This is a genomic window from Mesorhizobium sp. IMUNJ 23033 (assembly GCF_044778005.1).
GTDB lineage: Bacteria > Pseudomonadota > Alphaproteobacteria > Rhizobiales > Rhizobiaceae > Mesorhizobium > Mesorhizobium amorphae_A.
The window spans coordinates 97,436-118,641 of sequence record NZ_JBJACT010000021.1; the positions used below are offsets into that span (position 1 = coordinate 97,436).

The window sequence follows — 21,206 nt, forward strand, 5'->3', positions numbered from 1 at the left end:
TCTAACCATCTGTTTTTCCGCATTTATGCGGACACCATAAAATAGCATTCGGCAGCAGAATACTCTATAGCGGTTCTGCTTCTGATAGAGTGGCTGGCCCGCTCTAAATATTTGTTTTTTACGCAATTCCGGACGGAAACCGCTACGCACTTCTCCTGGAATTGCTCTATGGACGTGCCTCCAGAACCATGTTGAACGGCGTCTCGGTGGCGCGGCGGAAGCGCTTGAAGCCACCGCCGGTCACGACCTTGCGCAATCGCGCCTCGCCGGCCTGGGCGCCGAGCCCGAGCCCGACCTCCTGCGACAGCGACGCCGGCGTGCACACGAAGGTGGAAGCGGCATAGTAGACGCGTCCGACGGGATTGAGGTTGGCGGCCAGATGATCATGCGCGAAAGGCTCGACGATCATCCAGGTGCCGTCCGGCTTGAGCGAGCCATGGACATGGGTGGCCGCGCCTGCCGGATCGCCCATGTCGTGCAGGCAGTCGAAGAAGGCGACGAGATCATAGGTGTCCGGATAGGTCTTGGCGGCTGCGACCTCGAAGCGCGTGTTGGCGCTGACCCCGCTTCCTCGGCGGCCTTGCGGGCGCGTTCGATCGAAGGCGCGTGATAGTCGAAACCGACGAAGCGATGCGGACCCATCTGGATGAGATATTGCAGCGCTCGGAGACGGCGAAGAAGACCGCCAGAAGCTTCCTCTCGCTTGAAAGCGCCTCGCTGACGCTGGGCGTCATGTGCACCATCGGCCCGTTGTGTTTCATCAGTTTCCTCAATGCCTTTCGCGAGCGCTATCCAGGCGTCGAGGTGACGGTGATCGAGGGCGCGGCCAACCACCTCACCGACCTGCTGACCGAGGGCACGCTCGACATCGCGCTGCTGGCCAGGCCCGAACCGTTCGACCACCGGCTGAGGGCCGAGCCTGTCTATCGCGAGCGCTTCGGCCTCGCCTTCTCGACCGGCCATCCCTTTGAGACGCGCAACACGCTGCATCTGACCGACGTCCAAGGCGAGGCCTATCTCGAGCGCATCAACTGCGAATACGGCAATCACATAGACGAGCTCTGCCGCAACATCGGCTTCGACATCCGCAGCGCCTTCCGCTCGGAGCGCGAGGACTGGATCCTGGCAATGATCGCCGCTCGCATGGGTGTCTGCTTCATCGCCGAGTACTCGGCCAATCATCCCGGCGTCTGCCACCGGCCCGTCGTCGACCCTGAGATTATCCGCGAAGTTTCGCTGGTTTCGGTGGCCGACCGCGCGCCCTCACCCGCCATCTCGGCCTTCGCCAAGGCAGTGACCGAGCACGACTGGCAAACGGCGGAAGCCTGAGCAAGGCCTCATGGCCAGGCGCGCACCATTGCATTCGTCGAAAGCCAGGCCGTCAACGGCAGCGTCAGCAGGAGCGCCAGCCGCAGGCCCGCCGATCGTGCCTCGTTCATTTCGCCACGCCGGAGCCGTCGCCAAGTCTGCATGGCTGCCACAAGGGCGAACAGCGCGTAGAGGCCGGCCAGAGCCCAAATGAGCTGCATGCCCGTTACCGGGACGCCGGCCATTGCGCCATGAACGCGCCTTGCTTGTGAGGGGCAGGATGGGCAACGCCTCGGCACCCGGCCTCAGCGCTCGCATCCTCTTTAATTGTCGCGAAATCTAAGGCTTTTGGAGAGCTGGTGCCCTTAGACAGAAACACTAAAGTAAATGTGTTGAAAGTGAGGGTTTTAACATGGCAACGGAAAGCCCAAAACTGTCGGAGTCCGAGAGTCTGGTTTCAGAAGCTCAGGCGCGGCGCGATTTTCTCAAGAAGGCCGGGCGCTTCGCGGCAGTGACACCGCCGTCCGTAACGCTTCTGCTCGGCACAAGCCTGAGCTCCGCGGCGATCGCCAAATCGGGTGGATCACGTCCCGGCAATGGCTGGGGGGACAAGAACCACATCCACCGCGGCCCTCCCGGTCAAGCCCGGAAGGCCGCTCATGGTCGTTCCGACAACTCCGGCGGCGGGTCTCACGGGGGCTCGAGGTCCGGCGATCCTAACTAGCAGGGTACTCGGCATTTATATGATGGCCCGGGCTGCTGTGCCTCGCCTTCTCTCCTTGTGGGAGAAGGCCTCACCACTCAGCCGCCTCACCCTTTCCCGCTCCGAACCTCAGCCCGCCCATCAGCGGCTTGACCAAACGGCGCGAGCGGTCGCGCCAGTCATGTCGGGTACGGTATCCATGCCCACGCTGGGTGGCGATGCAGTCGATGAAGCGCTGCGTCCGCGGCGTGGGAACAGGATGCTTGCGATCCGCGCTGCAAGCGCCCGCAGGCGGCTTGCCGTTTCCGTGAGATCGATCCCGCCGGGTCCCGTTTCCCGGCAGGCCCGTTGTTTTTCAACATAGCGCGCAAGTTCGATGTCGTGGCGCTGCGGCACGGGCTCGTCACGCCCATGCCCGTTCCGCCGGGGGTCGTCATGCCAGATGGGCCATTCGACTGTGTTCGGGGGCAGCATGGCATCGCTCCTTGACTGATCGTATCGACCAACTGTCGTCCGCGGCCGTGACGAAGGCGGTGAAGCCAGCGTGATGGAATCGTGAAAAACGGCGCTCAGGGCAGATCGCGGTTGAATTAGCGGCCGCTACACGAAAGAATTGCCGCCAAGCCATGGCTGGGGCGAAATCCAATGACGGGGCCTCATCTTCATCTGCTGGGTGGTTTCGACTTTGCCGGTGTCGGGGCCGCGGTCCCGGTCTTCAGCCGCAAGGCGCGCGCCATGGTGGCTTACCTCGCGCTGCAATCCGGGCATTCGCAATCACGCGAGAAGCTCGCCACGCTGCTCTGGGGCGTCAACAGCGAGACCCAGGCCCGGATGAGCCTTCGCCAGGCAGTGTCTTCCGTCAGGAAGGCCATGCACGCGTCCGGCGGGCGCTTCATGACGGACGGCGACAACATCGCCCTCCATCTCGATGGCCTTGATTTCGACGTCGCGCGGTTCGAGGCGCTGGCCGCCAGTTCGGCGCCTGAAGACCTCGAACAGGCGCTTCTCGTCTACCGCGGCGACCTGCTCGATGGATTCGGCCTGAAGGCGGAGCCGTTCGAGGACTGGCTGCGGATCGAACGAGAGCGCCTGCGGGCTATGGCCGTCGCGGCGCTGGACAAACTCGTCGTGCACTATTCCGCGACGAACGATCCTGCCTCATGCGTGCGCGCTGCAACGCGGCTGCTGGCCATGGAGCCCCTGAGGGAGGATATCCACCGCGCCCTGATGCGAGCCTATGCGGCGCAGGGCCGGATCAATCTCGCGCTCAGGCAATTTGAGCATTGCCGCGATGCGCTGCAGCGCGAACTCAAGCTGCAGCCCGAGCCGGAAACCCGGCATCTCCACGAAGAGCTGCGGACGCGGCGCATGATGCCGCAACCCACCTCCCGCACGGCCGCTCCGGCGTCGTCAGCGTCGCCAGCCCGAGCCGGCGAACGGCCGGCGTTCGGGAGCGAGCCGATGCGCCCTCCGACCCACTATGTCAAATCGGCCGGGATCAACATCGCTTATCAGGTGACCGGCGACGGGCCGATCGACCTGATCTATGTGCCTGGATGGGTCTCCAACCTCGACCTTGCCTGGGCCTCGCCGCGGCTTTCGCATGTCCTCCGGCGGCTTGGCACTTTCTCGCGCCTGATCCGCATGGACAAGCGCGGCACCGGGCTGTCCGACCGCAATGTCGGCCTGCCGACGATGGAAGAGCGGATGGAGGACGTGCGTGCGGTGCTGGATGCGGTCGGCTCGAAGCGCACGGTGCTGTTCGGCAGTTCCGAGGGCGGCCCGATGTGCATGCTGTTTGCGGCGACCTATCCCGAGCGCACGGCGGCACTCGTGCTCAACGGAGCCTATGCCAGCGGCAGATGGTCGAGAGGCTATCCGTGGGCGAAGACAAGCGAGCAGGTGGAAGAAGATCTGGCGGTCGTCGAGAGAGAGTGGGGAGCGGCGGCGGATATGAGCAACGCGGCGCCCAGCCTGATGAGCGACACGTTCGAGCGGGAATGGTTCGCCGCCTATCTCAGGAATTCAGCCTCGCCCGCCGACGCTATCGCGCTCTGGCGCTGGGGAACCGAAATCGACGTTCGCGATATTCTGCCTGCCATTCATGTTTCGACGCTGATCGTGCAGACGGCCGGCGACCGCTGGATAAAGCGGGAAGAAGGACGCTACCTGGCGACGCATATCGAGGGCGCCAGATACATCGAGCTTGCCGGCCGGGATCACGTGATGTGGGGCGAGAATTCCGATCGCCTCGTCGACGAGATCCAGGCTTTCGTCACCGGCGCCTTGCCGGCGGCGCCGGGCGAACGCGTCCTGGTGTCGGTGCTGTCCGTGGAGATCGAGGGCTCCGATGCCGGCGCGGATCCGATCGAGCGGCATGCCGAGGATATCCGGGCCGAACTGCTGGTTGCCGAAGGCAGGCAGATCAGGCGCTCGGCAAGCGGATTTCTCGCCGTGTTCCAGCGGCCGACGCGGTCGATCCAGTGTGCGATCGCGATCCGCCATCGCCTGAGGCAATCCGGTCTCGACGTCCGCGCTGCAGTCCACACTGGCGAATGCGAGGAGCGTAGCAATGATTTTTCGGGCATCGCGATCGACCTTTCATCGCGGCTGCTCGACCGGGCGCGGCCGGGCGAGATCATCGCGTCGCGAACCGTGCGCGATCTCGTGGTCGGCTCCGGCCTGACGTTCGAGGAGCATGGTGAGATGGAAGCCAGCGGCCTGCCCGGCGTGCTTGCGTTCTTTACGGTCGACGGGGGATGATCTCCCTCCTCCCACAAGGGAGAAAGGAGAGCATAGCTCAGAACAAAAACGCGGCCGTCGCGGGATTCGCCCCGTTGCGGCCGTCGGGTGAATCCATGCCGCCGATCGTCTCGAGGTCTTTCGCGTCCAGCTCGAAATCGAAGACATCGAAGTTGGCGGCGATGCGGTCCTGGTGGTTCGACTTCGGGATGACGATCAGCCCTTCCTGCAGGTGCCACCGGATGACGACCTGCGCCACCGACTTGCCATGCTTTCTGGCAATGCCCGCAAGCGTCGGATCGCTCAACAACCGGCCGCTGCCCAGCGGACTCCAGCTTTCGATGCGGATGTTGCGCCTGGCTGGAAAGTCCCTGGCGTCGCGCTGCTGGAAGCGAGGATGCAGTTCGATCTGGTTGACGACTGGGGTCACTCCGGTCTCGCCGATGATGCGCTCCAGATGGTCCTGGTTGAAATTCGAAACGCCGATCGATTTGATCCGGCCGGCCTGCCTGAGTTCGACCAAGGTCTTCCAGGCCTCGACATATTTGCCCTGGCTGGGCACCGGCCAGTGGATCAGGAACAGGTCGAGCTGCTCGATGCCGAGCTTCTCCATCGTCTCGTCGAAAGCCCGCAACGCGGTGTCGCGCTGATGCGCGCCGTTGCGCAGCTTCGAGGTTATGAACAGCTCGCCTCTCGGCACGCCGGCCTTGCGGATCGCCTGCCCGACCCCTTGCTCATTCTGGTAACCTTCGGCGGTGTCGATCAGCCTGTAGCCGGCCTCGATCCCCCAGCCTACCACCTCAGCGGTGATGGCCGGATCGACCTGCCACACGCCGAGGCCAAGCTGGGGAATGGCGGCGCCGTCGTTCAGCGCAATCAGGTCAGGTCTATTCAGGGTCATCTGTTCAGGCATGTCCAAGTCCTTCCGCAACGTTGCGCCCCAGCGCAGGCCTTATCTAGGCACTGCGGACGCCAGGGCCAGTCACCATCACCAGAAAGTGCGGCGGTGGGTCTGCCAGGAGACCGCCGCTCCCTCGCCGCAGTCGACTCGGACCGCAGCGGAACTTTTTGCATGGCTAATGTTTTCTTAACCACGCACCCGCAATTTCATCGGAGCGCGTTGCAATCGTTGCGAAAGCGTCTGCACGGGAGGCGTCATGCCGATTCGCCGAAAAGCTCAGGATGCCGGCATTTTCGATCCGTCCGAATTGGCTTTGCTGGCGCGGGTCTTCGAACGGCTGAAACGTGAAAGCGATTCGCCCGATCGTCTCGAGGGGCTGGCGTCGCGCATTCTTGCCAACTACATGGCCGGCATCCTCGACGAGGCGGAACTTGTCTCGCTGTCGAAGCAACCGCTGGGACGATAGCGAAGCGCATTCAACGCCCGATTGTCGAAGCAGCTTCGACGCCTCAACTCGCTTTCGCGCCGAACCGCAACCCATCCATCAAGAGCTTGACCAGCCGGCGCGAGCGGTCGCGCCAGTCCTTGGTGTCGGGCGCGGAATAGATGCCGCCCAGCGCATGCAGCACGTCGGAGGCGTCAACGTCGCCGCGGATCGAGCCGTCGGCGACCGCTGCCTCGACCAATCGGCGCAGCGCGAGCGTCACCCGGCCCGACATGTCGGAGAACAGGGTGGAATTGGTGGTGAGCAGAATACGCAGGCTGGTCGAGAGCCCGCGCTTGGTGGCGATGTAGTCGACGAAGCGCTGCATCCACTGTTCGAGCGCGACATCGGGCGGATGGTGGAGCGCAAGTTCGTCGGCGGCTTGGCAGAGCCCCTCCACCTCGCGGCGGTAGACCACCTCGACCAGATGTTCGCGGGTCGGGAAATGCCGGTAGAGCGTGCCGATGCCGACGCCGGCCTGGCGGGCGATCTCCTCCAGCGAGGCGTCGACGCCATTTTGGGCGAAGGCCGCCGCAGCCACTTCGACCAGTCGGTCACGATTGCGCTGCGCGTCGGCGCGCAACGGCTTTTGCTGAGCGGCGGGTGCCTTGTCCTCGACGGTTTCTGCCGGCTCTAGAGCCAATTTTATCTCCACATGCAATTCGGGGCTTGAACCCAGGCGGGTCAGCCCCCACGTAATAAACGGAGGCGCCTCCGTTTTAGTGGAGCACCTTTATCATATAATCAGGGGGGCCGGTATGTCACGTGCTGAGAGTTTGAAGGCCAGAACTTCCCCTGCCCGCTGGAGAGGGGCGGCCGAGAATCTGCCGATCTCCCCCACGAGGGGGGAGATTGGCTCTCCGCCGCTTTCGCCAATCGCCAGCCTCTGCCGGCTGCCAGCAATTGCAGTCGCCCCTAGCCATCTGACGCCCTTGCCGTCCCCCGGTAGGGCACCAGATCAATCCCCTCAGCGTCAAGCAACTGGAGCCAGACGCCCCATGACAAGCCCAACCACCATCCCCATCCATCTCACCATCAACGGCCATGATCATTCGCTGGAAGTCGAGCCGCGCGTCACTTTGCTCGATGCGCTGCGCGACCGCCTCGACCTGACCGGCACCAAGAAGGGCTGCGACCAGGGCCAGTGCGGCGCCTGCACCGTGCATGTCGACGGCGAGCGCGTGCTTGCCTGCCTCACTCTTGCCGCGCAAGTCGAAGGCCGCTCGATCACCACCATCGAAGGGCTGGCCGAGGCCGACGGCACGCTGCACGCCGTGCAGGCCGCCTTCCTGCAACAGGACGCCTTCCAGTGCGGCTATTGCACGCCGGGCCAGATCATGTCGGCGGTGGCCTGCATCCGTGAAGGCCATGCCGGCTCGGACGAGGAAATCCGCGAATACATGGCCGGCAATCTCTGCCGCTGCGGCGCCTATCCGCACATCGTCGCCGCCGTGCGCCAGGCAGCCCTGGAGGTGCAGTCATGAGGGATTTTTCCTATCTTCGCGCCACCTCGCCCGCTGCCGCGCGTGAAGCGGCCGCGCTCCCCGGCGCCATGCTGCTTGCCGGCGGCACGACGCTGGTCGACCTCGCCAAATGCGGCGTCGCCGAGCCCGATACGCTGGTCGATATCAGCCATCTCAAAGGGCTGGACACGATCGAGGTCGGCGAGCACGGCGCCAGGCTGGGGGCACTGGCCAAAATGAGCCAGGTCGCCGGCCATGACGGCATCAAGAGCCGCTTCCCCGCCGTCTCGGAGGCGCTGTGGCAGGCGGCTTCGGCGCAGATCCGCAACATGGCGAGCATCGGCGGCAATCTGATGCAGCGCACGCGCTGCCCCTATTTCCGCGACCCGGCCAATTTCTCCGCCTGCAACAAGCGGGAGCCCGGCAGCGGCTGCTCGGCGATCGGCGGCGTAACCCGCGGCCATGCCGTGCTCGGCACCAGCGAGGCCTGCATCGCCATGTATCCCGGCGATCTCGCGGTGGCGCTCGTCGCCTTCGATGCGACCGTCCATCTCGGTGAGCGCCAGCTCTCCGTCGACGACTTTTTTCTCCTTCCCGGGACCACGCCGGAGCGGGAGCACGCGATCCAACCCGGCGAGATGATCACCGCGATCAGCATTCCGGCATCGGCCGCGGCGCGGCGTTCGACCTATCTCAAGGTCCGCGACCGCCAGTCCTATGAGTTCGCCGCGGCCAGCGCCGCCGTCGGCATCGAACTCGAAGCTGACGGCCGCACCATCCGGGACCTGCGCGTCGCGCTCGGCGGCGTCGCCACCAAACCGTGGCGGGCGCGGGCCGTGGAAGAAGCGCTCAAAGGCAAGGTGCTGGAAGAGGACGCGGTCCGTCGCGCCAGCCTGCTCGCCGTCGAGGGCGCCGTCGACCATGGCGCCAACCACTACAAGATCGAACTGGCGCCGCGCGTCGTCGCCCGCGCCATCCTCAAGACGGGAGCCATGGCATGACCATTCACGACCTCAGAACCCGGCACGGCGACGCTTCGGACGGCAGCGCCGATCAGGTCGGCGGGCGGCTGTCGCGAGTCGACGGTCCGGCCAAGATCACCGGTGCTGCGAAATACGCGGTCGAGCAGCAGCTCGAGGGCCTCGCGCATGCCGTGCTGGTGGAAAGCACGGTTCCCGCCGGTAAGGTGCGCGCGATCGACACCGCAGCGGCGGAAGGTGCACCCGGCGTGCTTCTGGTGTTGACGCCCGACACCATCCCGCCGCTGAAGACAGCGTCGGACTGGTTCGGCACGCCGCCGCCGGATGTGCCCTATTGCCCGCTGGCGCGCGACATCGCCTTCAGCGGCCAGCATGTCGCGGCCGTGGTTGCCGAAAGTTTCGAGCAGGCGGTCGCGGCGGCGGCTTTGGTCAAGGTCAGCTATGACGAAGCACCGGCCGTCGCCGACCTCAGCGATCCCAAGGCCGGCGACGGCATTGCGATAGACATGATGACCAAGGAATGGGGCGAGGCCGAAGCCGCCTTCGCCGCGGCACCGGTGCGCATCTGCGCCGCCTATAATACGCCGCGCGAATACCAGGCGCCGATGGAGCCGCATGGGCTGATCGCCGCCTGGCAAGGCGACCGGCTGACCGTGTGGGAGCCGAGCCAGTGGCTCGACGGCATGGCGCGCACCTATGCCGAATGGTTCGCCATTCCGTTCGAGAATGTGCGGCTGGTCTCGCCCTATATTGGCGGCGGCTTCGGCTCCAAGGCGCTGGCACTTTCGCATGGCGCGGTGGCGGCCAGTGCCGCGAAAATGCTCGGACGGCCGGTGCGGCTTGTGATGAGCCGGCCGCAGACCTTCACCGGCTATGGCGGCCGGGCGGCGACGCGGCAGACGGTGACGCTCGGCGCCGACCGCGACGGCAAGATCCAGTCGATCGTGCATCGCGGCGTCAACGAAACCTCGATGGGCGGCATGTGGGTCGAGCCGCTTGGATCGGTCACCTCGATCATGTACGCGACGCCGAATTTTTCTTCGAAGCAGAATGTCGTGCGGGTCAATTCGGTGGTGCCGGGCGCGATGCGCGCGCCGGGCGAGAACCCGAGCGCCTTCGGCATCGAAAGCGCCATCGACGAGCTCGCCTATGAGGTCGGCATCGATCCGCTGGAGATCCGGCTCAGGAACTATGCCGAGCAGGATCCGCATGCCAGGAAGGCCTGGTCGACAAGGCAGTTGCGTGAGGCCTTCGCTGCCGGCGCCGAGGCCTTCGGCTGGGCCAGGCGCAGCCCTGCCCCGCGCTCGATGCGCGACGGCAACCAGCTGATCGGCTGGGGTGTCGCCGCCGGCACCTATCCGGTGCGGCGCGCCTATGGCGAGGCTCTGGTGCGCATCCTCGCCGACGGTACGGTCGAGGTCGAAAGCTCGTCGATCGACATGGGCCAGGGCACCTACACGATCCTGGCGCAGACGGCGGCCGAGACGCTCGGCGTGCCGGCGGACAATGTCGTGGTCAAGCTCGGCGACTCGCGCTTTGCCCGCGCCGGCGTCACCGGCGGCTCGAGGCTGGCCGGCATCATGACCGGCGCCGTGCACAAGGCGGCCGGTGCAGCACTCGACCAGCTGGTCGGTCTGGCGATCTCCGATCCGCGCTCGCCCTTCCATGCGCTGCAGGCCAACACGCTGGTGGTGGCGGGCGGCCGTGTTTCATCGCCGCGCGGCGACGGACCGGAGGTTTCGATCGCCGAGCTGCTGGCCAGCGTCGGGGCTGATCAGATCGAAGCCAAGGGCGACACCATGCCGGCCAATTCGACGACCGAGGATCGCTACAAGGCCTACACCACCATCGCCACGCCGCTGACGCACACCGATGGCGACTATTCCCGGCATAGCTGGTGCGCGCATTTCATCGAGGTGCGCGTCGACGAGGATTTCGGCACGGTCAGGGTATCACGCGTGGTGTCGGCGCTGGATTCGGGCCGGCTCTACAATCCGAAGCTGGCGGAAAGCCAGTGGAAGGGCGGCATCATCATGGGCATCGGCCAGGCGCTGCTCGAAGAAGGCATCGTCGACCGCCGCCACGGCCGAATCGTCAACAACAACCTCGCCGACTATCTGGTGCCGACCAATGCCGACATTCCGGATATCGAGGTGATCTCGGTCGGCATCCCCGACCTGCATTCGTCAGTGCTCGGCGGCAAGGGCGTCGGTGAGTTGGCCATCGTCGGCGTGGCTCCGGCGATCGCCAATGCGGTGTTCCACGCCACGGGCAAGAGGGTGCGGGATTTGCCGATCACGCTGGAGAAGTTGATCTAGAGGCGGTGGAGCTGCCGATCTCCCCGCAAGAGGGGAAGATCGGCTGCCGTCTTGGCCTTCCCCAATCTTCACTACTTTGCCCCACCCTGCTTCAGGAATTGGCTGAGCAGGTCCACCGGCAGCGGGAACACCACCGTGGACGAGCGCTCGCCGGCAATGTCGTGCAGGGCTTCGAAATAGCGCAGTTGCATGGCTTGCGGCTCGGCCGCCAGCATCCGGCCAGCCTCGACCAGCTTTGCCGCCGCCTGCTGCTCGCCATCGGCATTGATCACCTTGGCGCGGCGCAGCCGCTCGGCCTCGGCCTGCTTGGCGATGGCGCGGACCATGCTCTCGTTCAGGTCGACATGCTTGATCTCGACATTTGAGACCTTGATGCCCCAGGCATCGGTGCGCTGGTCGAGAATCTCCTGGACGTCGTTGTTGAGCTTGTCGCGCTCGGCCAGCATCTCGTCGAGCTCGTGCTTGCCGAGCACAGAGCGCAGCGTGGTCTGCGCCAGTTGGTTGGTGGCGGCCATGAAGTCCTCGACCTGGATGATCGCCCGCTCGGCATCGACGATGCGGAAATAGAGCACGGCGTTGACCTTCACCGAAACATTGTCGCGCGAGATGACATCCTGAGGCGGCACGTCCTGGACCACGACACGCAGGTCGACCCGCACCATCTGCTGGATGAAGGGAACGAGGATGATGAGGCCAGGCCCCTTGACCCCGGTGAAGCGGCCGAGCGTGAAGACCACGCCGCGCTCATACTCCCTGAGAATGCGGATGGCCGCGGATAGGAACATGACCACGACCAGAGCGAGTACCAGATAGGCCACATAACCAACCATCATTGTCTTGCTCCATTCTGTCCCGCATCGCGGCGCCGCACCGTCAACACGAGGTCGCTGACACCGATCACCTCGACGCTGTCGCCCGGTGCGACGTGTTCGTCAGCCTTCGCCCGCCAGCGCTCTCCTAAAGCCAGCACATGGCCCTCGCCGCCTTGCCAGTCGAGGATCTTAGCGGGCTGGCCGCGCATGGCCTCGCCGCCGACACGCGGCAGGCTCCGGCGCGCCGCCCACAGATAGCTGCCGGTGAGCAGCGCCAGGCCAAGCGTCAAGGCGGCGGCGGCGCCGATGACCGCCCATGACATCTCGAAGCCGGGACCCTCGACCTTGAGCAGCATGGCGGCGCCAAGCAGAAAGGCGCTCACGCCACCCAGCCCAAGCACCACGGTGGGATTGAAGGCCTCGACGGCAAGGAAGGCAATGCCGAGCAGCATCAGGGCAAGGCCGGCATAGTTGATCGGCAGGAGATTGAGCGCGTAGAGCCCGAGCACGAGGCAGATGGTGCCGACCACGCCGGGCGCCACCGCTCCGGGGCTGGTGAACTCGAAGACGATGCCGTAGATGCCGACCAGCATCAGGATGACGGCGACATTCGGGTCGGTGATGACGGAGAGAAGCCGGATGAACCAGCCGGGCTCCAGCGTCTCGACCGGCAGCCCTTTCGTCGCCAGTGTTTTTTTGGCGCCGGCCGCCTCGACGGTGCGCCCATCCGACAGTTGCAGCAGCTCGGTCGTATCGCGGGCGACGAAGTCGATGACACGCTCCTGCAATGCTCCGTTGGCCGACAGGCTGGCCGCTTCGCGCACGGCCTTTTCGCCCCAGTCGCCATTGCGCCCGCGCAGTTCGGCGAGCGAGCGGATCAGGGCAACCGCGTCATTGGTCACCTTGGTCGTCATCGCGTCGGCGGCCGGCGGCCCGGTGCTCTTGTCGTCCTTCTCTTTGTCGCCGCCCGGCAGCGACGGCAGCCCGCCCATCTCTACCGGTGTCGCGGCACCCAGATTGGTTCCGGGCGCCATCGCCGCCACATGGGTGGCATAGAGGATATAGGTGCCGGCACTTGCCGCATGGCCGCCCGCCGGCGCGACATAGCCGATGACGGGCACCGGCGAAGCCAGGATGTCGGCGATCATCTCGCGCATCGAAGTGACCAGCCCGCCAGGTGTGTCGAGCTGAAGGATAAGGACTTCGGCATCCCGCCTGGCGGCGACATCAAGCGCTTCCTCGAGCTGTCTTGTGCTTGCCGGCCCAATGGCACCGTCGATCGCGACGCTCAGCGCGACTTTCCCGCTCCCGGCCGATGGCAAGGGAGAAAGGACTGCGGCGGCGACGAAAGCCGCGGCAAGAAGGGCCACCCGCGCGAAGGTCACGCTCAAAGCTCCATGGATTCAATATGGGTTGTATTCCGGCGAAGTCCATGAGGTGGCGAAGGCAGAGGAGCGAGTGATCTCCCCCCTCGTGAGGGAGATTTGAGCGCTCCGCCGCTTTCGCCAATCTCCTTGCAAATAATGCCACGCCATCAGTTATTCTGTATGGTCCCTAATGCCTGCGGAGCCTCGATGGCTTGGGAGGGGGATCATGCGAAGCGGATTGGCGATACTCATCGTGGCTGGCTCCGTCGTGGCCACCCTGCCGGTGCTTGCAGCACCTTGCGGCTGGACGGAGAAGATGGAGGAAGACGAGGGCGGCAGTGTGCTGACGGCCTCGGTGTGCGGCGGACCGAAGGCCGATGCGCATCTGATGCTGACCTGTTTTGGCAAGCCGACGCTGAGCTACGATCTAGGCCCCACCGGCGAGCAGCTGGAACCCGGCATCAGCGCTTCGTTCGTGTTCAGGGCCGGCGGCAAGGCCGTGATCAAGACGCTCGAACTCGAGGCAATGTACAATTACTTCACCGTGCAGATGGACAGTGCCGACCCGTTGCTGACCCTGTTGCGCGCCAAAGGCGAAGTGGCCGTCGTCTCGGACAAACATGGCGAGAACAGCTTTCCGCTTCGCGGCTCGAGCGCCGCCATCGGCAAGGTGCTGGCCGAATGTGGCAAGGCCTCTTCCGGCGATGGCGACTGAAGCCGGCAAAAACTGGCCGCCTCGCGCCTCCTACGAGGCAACCAGCGGCACGGCCACGGTTGTCGTGTAATTTATGGGGTACTGGTCGAAATAGGGAAAGTCGATGACGAAGGCATAGCTGGCGTTGACATGCGCCATCTTGAAGCCGCCGCTCGCCGGATCGGTGGTGATCGTGACGCTGACGTTCTTTAGGCCGAGCGCCTCAAGCTTCTGTTTCGCGATCGCCTGGATCTGGGACTCGGTCATAGTGTTGTTGAGCTGCAGGGAGCGCGCGGACGCCTCGAGCGCGTAGCGCGCGCTGGACATGTTGTTCATCGACCAGCCGAAGGCGAAGATGCCGAACAGGAGCATGATCAGGAAAGGCGCGATCAGCGCGAATTCGAAAGCGGCGCCGCCCGAGGCATCGCCGGCAAACGCCCTGGCTCTCTGTTTAGCGGACACGGACCACCTGCTGATGGGAAATCGCGCTGTTGCCCGGGAAGACGCCGAAGGTGAAAGGCGGAACCCAGGTGCCCGACGCCTGGATCTGGACGAAGACCGAAGACACCTTCGGGCCTGCGCAGGTGGTCGTCGAAGTGACCACGGTCGTTCCGCACTTGTAGCTGCGGGTAACCGTGACCGCCGCATCGTCCGGTTTCTTTTCCCAGCTTGCCACCGCCGCGGCCTGGATGGCGTTGTCGTCGGTGGCGCCGGCCATCACCAGGTTCGCCGCCGTCTTCACGCCGGCCCGCATCGCCAGCGAACTGGTGACGTAGGACCAGCCGTCAGCGATGCCGAAGAGCGCGGTGCACAGCACCGGCAGCACGAGCGCGAATTCCACCGCGGCGGCGCCGGAGCGGTTCTTGCGGAAGCGGATCGCGAATGGCCCCATGCCGCTACTCGACGATCCGCACGGCTTGGGCGGCCGGAATATTCTTCATCCCAAGACTGGTGCAGTCCTGCTTGATGGTCGTGCTGCCGGACCACTGGATCGTGTCCGCAACCACCTGGGTGCAGCCATTAATGCCCGAGAAATTGCCGAGATAGTTGACCTGCTGCCTGGGGAAATAGATGGCCCCGGTCAAAAGCGAGTTCGCGGTGCCGTTGAAGGTGCTCTGCGCCGCGGTCCCCGTCCTGTCGCCGTAAAACAGCACGCCGGAATAGGCGCCCGAGGTCGGCGCGCTCAGCGTCACCGTGGCATTGCCGTTCATGCTGACGGTGTTGCTGCCGGACATGAAGATGGTCACGCCGGTTCCGGAGACGATCGCGTTGGCGTTGACCTTCAAACTGCCCTCCACGACATAGACACCCGGAGAAAGCGTGACGTTGCCGTTGAGGCTCATGCCGCTGCAATAGGTGCCAGGCTGGAGCGTTTGTGAGGTTTTGTTGCCGTTGACGTTCTTGCACGGGTTCGAGACCGTGGGTGTCGGCAGGCTGGCGTAAGGATCGGCCGCAGGCAAGGCCTGGGTAATCGGGGCCTTGCAGACCATCGTGGGTGTGTTGCCAAGCGAAACGCCGCCAACCGATATCAGGCAGTCAGTCTCGAGGGTCGCCGAGCCCTGAAGCTTGATGGCATCGCTGGCGATCGAATTCGACATGGTGACGCAGCCGGTCTGCTTGGGGCTGGTGTTGCCGGAAAAGAGCACCGCCTGCGAGGCCGACGCATTGAGCGCTATGTTGCAGGCATAGGCGCCATCGGTGATGAGCGCCACCGCCCTCGCCTTTTCGGGAACCTGCCCCTGAACGAAGATCGAGGTGAATATCCGGTCAAGGTTCTGGTTGAGGATCACCTCGACCGCCTTGTTGGCCGTGTTCGGCCCCGAGGTGGGCGGCGTGTGGACGACGATGGTGCCGGTGCCTAGTCCGTTCGAGGTGGCCGATTGGGCGGCGGCCGTCGTGATCGCCGCGGTGTCGGATCCCGCGATCTTCTCGAGCGCACCGGCATAGGCGGCGGCGTCCGCCGTCGCCTGCAGCTTCAGGCTCGAATAGTACCAGTAGGACGTCTCCACGCCGAGACCTGCCCCGCCGACGACGACGGGCAAAGTCAGCGCGAAAACGACGGCGACGTTGCCGCCCGCCTCGGCGCCGCGACGCAGGCAGTGGGAGACAAAGTCCAAAAAAATATTCAGAAGCATCCGCATAGCGCATTTAAGCAATCATGAATACGCTAACTATTTCCTAAGGATTTGCCTCGATTTTCGTTCATCACCACATCTTCAGGGGACGACCACCCGCCATCGGGCCGGCGTTGCCGCATTTAAGCTGGCTGCCGTTTGCCCCCGCGCATCGTTTAGTGACGTGAGAGGCTGCTGTTTGCGCCTCCCCCAACATCGCGCGGGCGCGGTGGCGCCTTCGATGGTGAGCGGCGCGGCGCTGGCCAGGAGCGCTCGACAACCCGGAGAAGATGACTCCCTTCTTCACGGATAGCGGCATGAAGACCATGAAGCCGGAAGCCGATTTCAAGGCGGCCTGGATGGCCATGAGCGAGGAAGACCGCACCAGCATGTCGAAGGAATGCAGCGACGAGGGAACCGCCAAGGAGCACAACGACTTCTGCGCCATGACCAAGAAGCTCGGCGGCGCCAACTGAACGCTCGTCGCACGGGACACTGTTGGAAATGGCGGGCTGCGGCCCGCCATTCCTGTTTCCGGCGAGCGAGAGCAGAGGCTTCACGGCAGTGGCAACGCAAGCTCCCCCGGCGGCGAAGCACGCCGAAAGAGCCGCCACGAAAATACACCCAAAAAAAGTCAGGTTGAAAAGCCCGGCGCGGAGCGCGCCCGGCCAGCGAAAAGTAAACCGATTCAAGCGCCTAGATCAGGGCTGACGCATCGTCCCCTGCAACCGCGAAAAGCCCGGAAAACCGGCTTTCTCGAGGTCTTTTCATGCCAGCAATAGCGTGATCGAGCGGTGCCCCGGGCGGCCGCCCGAAGACGGAGAATCCTCTCTTTCAGACCCACCCGGGCGGCGTTGACAGGCGGCAGCGCCAATGGATATTCGCACAGCTACGGGTCACGCCATAACCGTGGCTGTTGGGGACGGACGGGGTTTCAACAGCATTGGCGGCGGCGCCGGACGGGCGGGCACTTGCAAGTGTACCGCCCGCTCCTGGCCAGCCTCTCCCTCGCGGGAAACTCAAGCCTGGATCAAGCTTTGGCCTGGATCAAGCTTTGGCCTGGATCAAGCCTTCGGGTTGGCGTCTGAAACGGGCGCGCCTGCCGTCACCACGGACAGCTTTTCGCGCCGGCTAAGCGTCGGCTTGCTGTAGGCCTTTTTCATCGGCATCCCCTCTGCCAGAAGCGATCAGCGAAAGTGATCCCGTGGCGCTCGCTTTGTCAAGCATATGCTAAAATATGGGTGTACTCCTTCGCCCTTGCGTCTTGTCCGTCGATTGATCATCTTCGCCGGAGTGAGGCACGGGTTGGGGAATCGCAGATGCCGACGCTCTATGCGTTGAAACCAGCCTTCCAGGCGAGGTTGAGGCCGCTTGCCGACTGGCTGGCAAGAACCGGCGTCACCGCCAACCAGATCACACTTCTCGCTGCCGCACTCTCGATCGCCACCGGCGCGGCGGTCGCCGCGTTTGCCGATCATCGCGGGGTGTTCCTCTTGATGCCGGCGGTGCTGTTCGCACGCATGGCGCTGAACGCCATCGACGGCATGCTCGCCCGGGAGCATGGGCAAGCCTCCAGGCTCGGCATGTATCTCAACGAACTCTGCGACGTTGTTTCGGACCTGGCGTTGATCCTCGCCTTCGCCATCGCCTTCCCTGTCTGGGGCGTCGTCGCCTTTGCGATTGCCGCGATCATCGCGGAATATGCCGGCGTGCTCGGCGTCGCGGCCGGCACGGGCCGCAACTATGCCGGCCCGTTCGGCAAGAGCGACCGGGCCCTGGCGCTCGGCATCATTGGCTTCCTCATCGCCTGCGGGCTTTGGGTGCAAGTCCTTACACCCTTTGTGTTTCCGGCCATGGCTACACTGTCGCTTGCGACCGCCATCAACCGGATACGCAGCGGCCTTAGTGGGGGCTGATGACCAGCCTCGAAGGAACCGCCATGCTTCACGAACAGAACATCACCGCCGCCACTGTCGCCGACGGGAAGCGCGTGGCCGAGGAGCGGACCTTCAAGAGCCACGACGGCAACGAGATCTTCTACCGCTACTGGCCGGCCGTCGGGGAATCCGCCAAGGGCGCCATCCTCCTGTTCCATCGCGGCCACGAGCATGGCGGCCGCATGGCGCATCTGGTCGATGAACTGGCCATGCCCGACCACGCCTTCTACGCCTGGGACGCGCGCGGCAATGGCCGCTCGGCCGGCGAACGCGGCTATGCGCCGTCCTTCGCCGCACTTGTGCGCGACATCGACTGTTTCGTGCGCGAGATCGGCAGGGACGGGTTTGGCCAGCGCGACATCGCGCTGATCGCGCAATCCTTCGGCGCCGTGCTCACTGCCGCCTGGGTGCATGACTATGCGCCCGACATCCGCGCGATGGTGGTGGCTTCGCCGGCCTTTTCCGTCAAGCTCTACGTGCCCTTCGCCAAGGAAGGCATCGCACTCTGGCAGAAGCTCAAGGGCCGCTTCTTCGTCAATTCCTACGTCAAGGCGAAATTGCTCACCCATGATGCCGAGCGCATCGCCTCCTTCGAAACCGATCCACTGATCACACGGCCGATCGCCTCCAACATTCTGGTCGAGCTTTACGCCCATGCCGCGCGCATCGTTTCCGATGCCCGCGCCATCGCAGTGCCGACGCAGCTCCTGATCTCCGGAGCCGACTGGGTGGTACGGCACGGGCCGCAGCACGAGTTCTTCGTCAACCTGGCGAGCCCGGCCAAGGAGCGGCATGTGCTGCCCGGCTTCTTCCACGACACGCTGGGCGAGCGCGACCGCAAGATGGCGCTCGACCTGATCCGACCGTTCCTGGAGAAACAGTTCGCAACATCGGAGAAGAAGATCGACCTGACCTCCGCCGACCGCGCCGGCTACACGCGCGACGAGGCCGACCGCCTTGCCTCGCCGCTGCCGCTGCTGTCGCCAAAGGGCCTCTACTGGGCGATGAGCCGCGCCTCGATCCGCATGGGCGCCTGGCTGTCGCCCGGCATGAAGACGGGCATCGCCACCGGCTTCGATTCCGGCTCGACGCTCGACTATGTCTACGAGAACGAGGCGCGGGGCACCGGTTTCATCGGCCGCATGATCGACCGCACCTTCCTCGACGCCATCGGCTGGCGCGGCATCCGCCAGCGCAAGCTTCACCTGGAAGAATTGATCGGCAACGCTGTCGCGGCGCTGAAGGCGGTCGCCCGTCCCGTCAACATCGTCGACATCGCCGCCGGCCATGGCCGCTATGTGCTCGATGCCGTCGCCAAATGCGCCGATCCGCCGGCGAGCGTGCGGCTGCAAGATTATTCCGACATCAATGTCGGGCTGGGCTCGAAGCTGATCGCCGACCGGAATTTGCCGACCAGCGTCTCTTTCCGCAAGGCCGACGCCTTCGACGCAAAGATGCTGGCCGCCCTGAAGCCGGCGCCGGACCTGGCCATCGTCTCCGGACTCTACGAGCTGTTTGCAGACAATGCTATGATCGCGCGCTCGCTGGGCGGACTGGCCAGCGCCATGCAGCCCGGCGGCCTGCTGATCTACACCAACCAGCCCTGGCACCCGCAGCTGGAGATGATCGCGCGCAGCCTGACCTCGCATCGCGGCGGCCAGGCCTGGGTGATGCGGCGGCGCACGCAGGGCGAGATGGACCAGCTGGTGGCGGCTGCCGGCTTCGAGAAGATCGATCAGCGCATCGACCAGTGGGGCATCTTCACTGTCTCGGTCGCGCGGCGCGTTTAGAGCATGGCCGTGCCTGCCGCAGACCCTGCCCCCATTGCGGCCGAGCGGCCGAAAGATCGCTTCAGCGCCATCCTGCTCAGGGCCGCACTTTGGCTGGTACTGCTGGCGCCGCTTTTCTACTCGACCTACGGCTTCGCCAACTGGCTGGCGTCGCGGCGCGACGATGTCGGCAGCATCGTCTTTGCGTGGGAGCGCGACATCCCGTTCATGGCCTGGACGATCGTGCCCTATTGGTCGATCAATCTGTTTTACGGCCTGTCGCTGCTGCTCAACGATACGAAGAACGGTGTCGACCGCCTCGCCGGCCGCTATCTCACGGCCCAACTGGTCGCTGTCTCCTGCTTCATCCTGTTCCCGCTGAAGGCGACCTTCGTGCGGCCGGAAACCTCAGGGCTGCCCGGTTTCCTGTTTGCGGTGCTCGGCGGCTTCGACAAACCGTTCAACCAGGCGCCATCGCTGCACATCGCGCTGCTGGTGATCATCTGGGACCACTGGCGGCAGCAACTGAGCGGCATCACCGGTGTCTTCTGGCACATTTGGTGTTTCCTGATCGGCGCCTCGGTGCTGACGACCTGGCAGCACCATTTCATCGACATCCCGACCGGCGCGCTGCTCGGTTTTTTTGCGCTGTGGCTTTTCCCGGCCAAGGGCGAATTGCCCTTTTCCGGCTTTCGCCTGACAACCGACCCGAAGGCCAAGCTGCTGGCGCGGTTCTATGCGCTGGGAGCGGCTCTGGCGCTGGCGGGTGCTGCTCTCGGTGCTTTCGCCTCGCCTGTCGCGCTGATCCTGTTGTGGCCGGCCTTGGCGCTGGCCATCGTCGCCTTCGCCTATGCCGGGGCCGGACCCAAAGTGTTCCAGAAAGCCGCCGACGGCACCGCGCCGCTGGCCAGCCGCATCGTGCTCTGGCCATACCGGCTCGGTGCCCGGATCAATCAGTGGGCGTGGACACGAAAACTGCCCGCGCATGTGGCGGTCACCGACGGCGTGTTCCTCGGCCGTTTTCCGACCGCCAGCGAAGCCAGTGGCTTCGGCACGGTCGTCGACCTTGCCGGCGAACTGGAACGGCCGCGCGGCACCTCCTGCCGCTGGATCAGTCTTGCCGTGCTCGACCTCCTGCCGGCTCCTGAGCAAAGGCTCACTGAAGCGGTGGCGGCGATCGAGGCGGCACGCAAGCGCGGTACGGTGCTGGTCTGCTGCGCGCTCGGCTTCCAGCGCAGCGCCGGCGTCGTCGCCGAATGGCTGGTCGCCACCGGCCGCACGCACACGGCAGCACAAGCGCGGAAAGTGCTCGCGGCATCCGGCCGTCCGGTGCACATTCATACCGGGGTGGACGAAGCGGCATGACGAGCAATGCCTATCAGGACAAAGCCGGCGCCTTTGCCGCCGGGCTGATGGTGCAGGCGGCGTGGCCGCTGCTGCTGATCGCGGCCTGCGTGCTTGCCACGCCTGTCATCGGGCTTGCGACCGGGCTGCAGGCGACGCCGCTGTCGGCGGCGGCCTGGTTCGTGGCGGCGGTGGGCGCCCTGACCACCCTCGCCTTCTCCATGCTCATCCTGTTCGACGCGCTGCTGTTCCGGCTGATGGCCAGCCACG

The 21,206-nt window shown here is 64.9% G+C and carries 21 protein-coding genes and 1 pseudogene; 12 read left to right on the forward strand and 10 right to left on the reverse strand.

Annotated features, from left to right (window positions below; genetic code table 11):
• Positions 1-166: 166 nt before the first annotated feature.
• Positions 167-630: pseudogene (locus ACFX5Q_RS21880) on the reverse strand (class I SAM-dependent methyltransferase); the annotation flags it as partial.
• On the opposite strand from ACFX5Q_RS21880, the gene ACFX5Q_RS21885 reads away from it, so the two are divergent.
• Positions 607-1,329, forward strand: coding sequence for a LysR family transcriptional regulator substrate-binding protein (locus ACFX5Q_RS21885; protein WP_404281338.1), 723 nt, complete (start codon positions 607-609; stop codon positions 1,327-1,329). The pseudogene ACFX5Q_RS21880 and the gene ACFX5Q_RS21885 sit on opposite strands and share 24 nt — an antisense overlap.
• An 8-nt stretch (positions 1,330-1,337) precedes the next feature.
• On the opposite strand, the gene ACFX5Q_RS21890 is transcribed toward ACFX5Q_RS21885, so the two are convergent.
• Entirely contained in the window at positions 1,338-1,529 is a 192-nt protein-coding gene (locus ACFX5Q_RS21890) for a hypothetical protein (RefSeq protein ID WP_404281339.1), read from the reverse strand.
• Positions 1,530-1,720: 191 nt separating this feature from the next.
• On the opposite strand from ACFX5Q_RS21890, the gene ACFX5Q_RS21895 reads away from it, so the two are divergent.
• Complete coding sequence (locus tag ACFX5Q_RS21895) at positions 1,721-2,032, forward strand: hypothetical protein (RefSeq protein WP_404281340.1); 312 nt, start codon at positions 1,721-1,723, stop codon at positions 2,030-2,032.
• Between the two features lie 120 nt (positions 2,033-2,152).
• On the opposite strand, the gene ACFX5Q_RS21900 is transcribed toward ACFX5Q_RS21895, so the two are convergent.
• Positions 2,153-2,485, reverse strand: a complete 333-nt coding sequence (locus ACFX5Q_RS21900) for a hypothetical protein (RefSeq protein ID WP_404281341.1) — start codon at positions 2,483-2,485, stop codon at positions 2,153-2,155.
• A gap of 171 nt (positions 2,486-2,656) precedes the next feature.
• Here ACFX5Q_RS21900 and ACFX5Q_RS21905 point away from each other — a divergent pair, with 171 nt between their 5' ends.
• Entirely contained in the window at positions 2,657-4,774 is a 2,118-nt protein-coding gene (locus ACFX5Q_RS21905; RefSeq protein ID WP_404281342.1) for an alpha/beta fold hydrolase, read from the forward strand.
• Positions 4,775-4,811: 37 nt separating this feature from the next.
• Here the strand turns inward: ACFX5Q_RS21905 and ACFX5Q_RS21910 are convergent, their stop codons facing one another.
• Complete coding sequence (locus ACFX5Q_RS21910) at positions 4,812-5,666, reverse strand: aldo/keto reductase (RefSeq protein WP_404281343.1); 855 nt, start codon at positions 5,664-5,666, stop codon at positions 4,812-4,814.
• A gap of 244 nt (positions 5,667-5,910) precedes the next feature.
• Here ACFX5Q_RS21910 and ACFX5Q_RS21915 point away from each other — a divergent pair, with 244 nt between their 5' ends.
• Positions 5,911-6,120 carry a hypothetical protein gene (locus ACFX5Q_RS21915; protein ID WP_404281344.1) on the forward strand — a complete coding sequence of 70 codons (210 nt, stop codon included), beginning with the start codon at positions 5,911-5,913 and terminating at the stop codon, positions 6,118-6,120.
• A 43-nt stretch (positions 6,121-6,163) separates the two neighbouring features.
• On the opposite strand, the gene ACFX5Q_RS21920 is transcribed toward ACFX5Q_RS21915, so the two are convergent.
• On the reverse strand, positions 6,164-6,781 hold the full coding sequence (locus ACFX5Q_RS21920) for a TetR/AcrR family transcriptional regulator (RefSeq protein WP_404281345.1): 618 nt from the start codon (positions 6,779-6,781) through the stop codon (positions 6,164-6,166).
• A gap of 355 nt (positions 6,782-7,136) precedes the next feature.
• On the opposite strand from ACFX5Q_RS21920, the gene ACFX5Q_RS21925 reads away from it, so the two are divergent.
• Genes ACFX5Q_RS21925 through ACFX5Q_RS21935 form a run of 3 tightly spaced genes read left to right on the forward strand, consistent with a single transcriptional unit; the run spans position 7,137 to position 10,899 of the window.
• A complete protein-coding gene (locus ACFX5Q_RS21925) occupies positions 7,137-7,622 on the forward strand; it encodes a (2Fe-2S)-binding protein (RefSeq protein WP_404281346.1) in 486 nt (161 codons plus the stop codon).
• Positions 7,619-8,602: an FAD binding domain-containing protein gene (locus tag ACFX5Q_RS21930; RefSeq protein ID WP_404281347.1), complete on the forward strand. Its 984-nt coding sequence runs from the start codon at positions 7,619-7,621 to the stop codon at positions 8,600-8,602. Before ACFX5Q_RS21925 ends, ACFX5Q_RS21930 begins: the two co-directional genes overlap by 4 nt.
• The gene (locus ACFX5Q_RS21935; protein ID WP_404281348.1) at positions 8,599-10,899 is read left to right on the forward strand and encodes a xanthine dehydrogenase family protein molybdopterin-binding subunit; all 2,301 of its coding nucleotides are present in this window, start codon (positions 8,599-8,601) and stop codon (positions 10,897-10,899) included. The genes ACFX5Q_RS21930 and ACFX5Q_RS21935 overlap by 4 nt, the downstream gene beginning before the upstream one ends.
• Positions 10,900-10,970: 71 nt before the next feature.
• Here ACFX5Q_RS21935 and ACFX5Q_RS21940 read toward each other — a convergent pair whose 3' ends face one another.
• Together ACFX5Q_RS21940 and ACFX5Q_RS21945 are read right to left on the reverse strand one after the other, a co-directional pair.
• A complete protein-coding gene (locus ACFX5Q_RS21940) occupies positions 10,971-11,732 on the reverse strand; it encodes a slipin family protein (protein ID WP_404281349.1) in 762 nt (253 codons plus the stop codon).
• On the reverse strand, positions 11,729-13,096 hold the full coding sequence (locus ACFX5Q_RS21945) for a nodulation protein NfeD (RefSeq protein ID WP_404281350.1): 1,368 nt from the start codon (positions 13,094-13,096) through the stop codon (positions 11,729-11,731). The genes ACFX5Q_RS21940 and ACFX5Q_RS21945 overlap by 4 nt, the downstream gene beginning before the upstream one ends.
• Before the next feature lie 208 nt (positions 13,097-13,304).
• Between ACFX5Q_RS21945 and ACFX5Q_RS21950 the strand changes: the two genes are divergently transcribed.
• Positions 13,305-13,793: a hypothetical protein gene (locus ACFX5Q_RS21950; protein WP_404281351.1), complete on the forward strand. Its 489-nt coding sequence runs from the start codon at positions 13,305-13,307 to the stop codon at positions 13,791-13,793.
• A gap of 30 nt (positions 13,794-13,823) precedes the next feature.
• On the opposite strand, the gene ACFX5Q_RS21955 is transcribed toward ACFX5Q_RS21950, so the two are convergent.
• The 3 genes from ACFX5Q_RS21955 to ACFX5Q_RS21965 are packed head-to-tail and all read right to left on the reverse strand — an operon-like array spanning position 13,824 to position 15,889.
• A complete protein-coding gene (locus ACFX5Q_RS21955; RefSeq protein ID WP_404281352.1) occupies positions 13,824-14,234 on the reverse strand; it encodes a TadE/TadG family type IV pilus assembly protein in 411 nt (136 codons plus the stop codon).
• The gene (locus ACFX5Q_RS21960) at positions 14,224-14,664 is read right to left on the reverse strand and encodes a TadE/TadG family type IV pilus assembly protein (protein ID WP_404281353.1); all 441 of its coding nucleotides are present in this window, start codon (positions 14,662-14,664) and stop codon (positions 14,224-14,226) included. The genes ACFX5Q_RS21955 and ACFX5Q_RS21960 overlap by 11 nt, the downstream gene beginning before the upstream one ends.
• A 4-nt stretch (positions 14,665-14,668) precedes the next feature.
• Positions 14,669-15,889 carry a pilus assembly protein TadG-related protein gene (locus tag ACFX5Q_RS21965; protein ID WP_404281354.1) on the reverse strand — a complete coding sequence of 407 codons (1,221 nt, stop codon included), beginning with the start codon at positions 15,887-15,889 and terminating at the stop codon, positions 14,669-14,671.
• A 314-nt stretch (positions 15,890-16,203) separates the two neighbouring features.
• Between ACFX5Q_RS21965 and ACFX5Q_RS21970 the strand changes: the two genes are divergently transcribed.
• From ACFX5Q_RS21970 to ACFX5Q_RS21985, 4 genes are all read left to right on the forward strand, one after another.
• A complete protein-coding gene (locus tag ACFX5Q_RS21970) occupies positions 16,204-16,362 on the forward strand; it encodes a hypothetical protein (protein WP_404281355.1) in 159 nt (52 codons plus the stop codon).
• An 843-nt stretch (positions 16,363-17,205) separates the two neighbouring features.
• Positions 17,206-17,802 (forward strand): CDP-alcohol phosphatidyltransferase family protein, encoded by a 597-nt coding sequence (locus ACFX5Q_RS21975; RefSeq protein ID WP_404281356.1) that lies wholly within the window; start codon positions 17,206-17,208, stop codon positions 17,800-17,802.
• Between the two features lie 23 nt (positions 17,803-17,825).
• Positions 17,826-19,613 carry a bifunctional alpha/beta hydrolase/class I SAM-dependent methyltransferase gene (locus tag ACFX5Q_RS21980; RefSeq protein ID WP_404281357.1) on the forward strand — a complete coding sequence of 596 codons (1,788 nt, stop codon included), beginning with the start codon at positions 17,826-17,828 and terminating at the stop codon, positions 19,611-19,613.
• A 3-nt stretch (positions 19,614-19,616) separates the two neighbouring features.
• Positions 19,617-20,957 (forward strand): phosphatase PAP2/dual specificity phosphatase family protein, encoded by a 1,341-nt coding sequence (locus ACFX5Q_RS21985; RefSeq protein WP_404281358.1) that lies wholly within the window; start codon positions 19,617-19,619, stop codon positions 20,955-20,957.
• Positions 20,958-21,206: the final 249 nt, after the last annotated feature.

Bases quoted from the DNA above. Each gene is read 5' to 3' on its own strand.
- ACFX5Q_RS21890 (WP_404281339.1), bottom strand. From the start codon at position 1,529: ATGCAGCTCATTTGGGCTCTGGCCGGCCTCTACGCGCTGTTCGCCCTT.
- ACFX5Q_RS21895 (WP_404281340.1), top strand. From the start codon at position 1,721: ATGGCAACGGAAAGCCCAAAACTGTCGGAGTCCGAGAGTCTGGTTTCA.
- ACFX5Q_RS21900 (WP_404281341.1), bottom strand. From the start codon at position 2,485: ATGCTGCCCCCGAACACAGTCGAATGGCCCATCTGGCATGACGACCCC.
- ACFX5Q_RS21905 (WP_404281342.1), top strand. From the start codon at position 2,657: ATGACGGGGCCTCATCTTCATCTGCTGGGTGGTTTCGACTTTGCCGGT.
- ACFX5Q_RS21910 (WP_404281343.1), bottom strand. From the start codon at position 5,666: ATGCCTGAACAGATGACCCTGAATAGACCTGACCTGATTGCGCTGAAC.
- ACFX5Q_RS21915 (WP_404281344.1), top strand. From the start codon at position 5,911: ATGCCGATTCGCCGAAAAGCTCAGGATGCCGGCATTTTCGATCCGTCC.
- ACFX5Q_RS21925 (WP_404281346.1), top strand. From the start codon at position 7,137: ATGACAAGCCCAACCACCATCCCCATCCATCTCACCATCAACGGCCAT.
- ACFX5Q_RS21930 (WP_404281347.1), top strand. From the start codon at position 7,619: ATGAGGGATTTTTCCTATCTTCGCGCCACCTCGCCCGCTGCCGCGCGT.
- ACFX5Q_RS21935 (WP_404281348.1), top strand. From the start codon at position 8,599: ATGACCATTCACGACCTCAGAACCCGGCACGGCGACGCTTCGGACGGC.
- ACFX5Q_RS21940 (WP_404281349.1), bottom strand. From the start codon at position 11,732: ATGATGGTTGGTTATGTGGCCTATCTGGTACTCGCTCTGGTCGTGGTC.
- ACFX5Q_RS21950 (WP_404281351.1), top strand. From the start codon at position 13,305: ATGCGAAGCGGATTGGCGATACTCATCGTGGCTGGCTCCGTCGTGGCC.
- ACFX5Q_RS21960 (WP_404281353.1), bottom strand. From the start codon at position 14,664: ATGGGGCCATTCGCGATCCGCTTCCGCAAGAACCGCTCCGGCGCCGCC.
- ACFX5Q_RS21970 (WP_404281355.1), top strand. From the start codon at position 16,204: ATGAAGACCATGAAGCCGGAAGCCGATTTCAAGGCGGCCTGGATGGCC.
- ACFX5Q_RS21975 (WP_404281356.1), top strand. From the start codon at position 17,206: ATGCCGACGCTCTATGCGTTGAAACCAGCCTTCCAGGCGAGGTTGAGG.
- ACFX5Q_RS21980 (WP_404281357.1), top strand. From the start codon at position 17,826: ATGCTTCACGAACAGAACATCACCGCCGCCACTGTCGCCGACGGGAAG.
- ACFX5Q_RS21985 (WP_404281358.1), top strand. From the start codon at position 19,617: ATGGCCGTGCCTGCCGCAGACCCTGCCCCCATTGCGGCCGAGCGGCCG.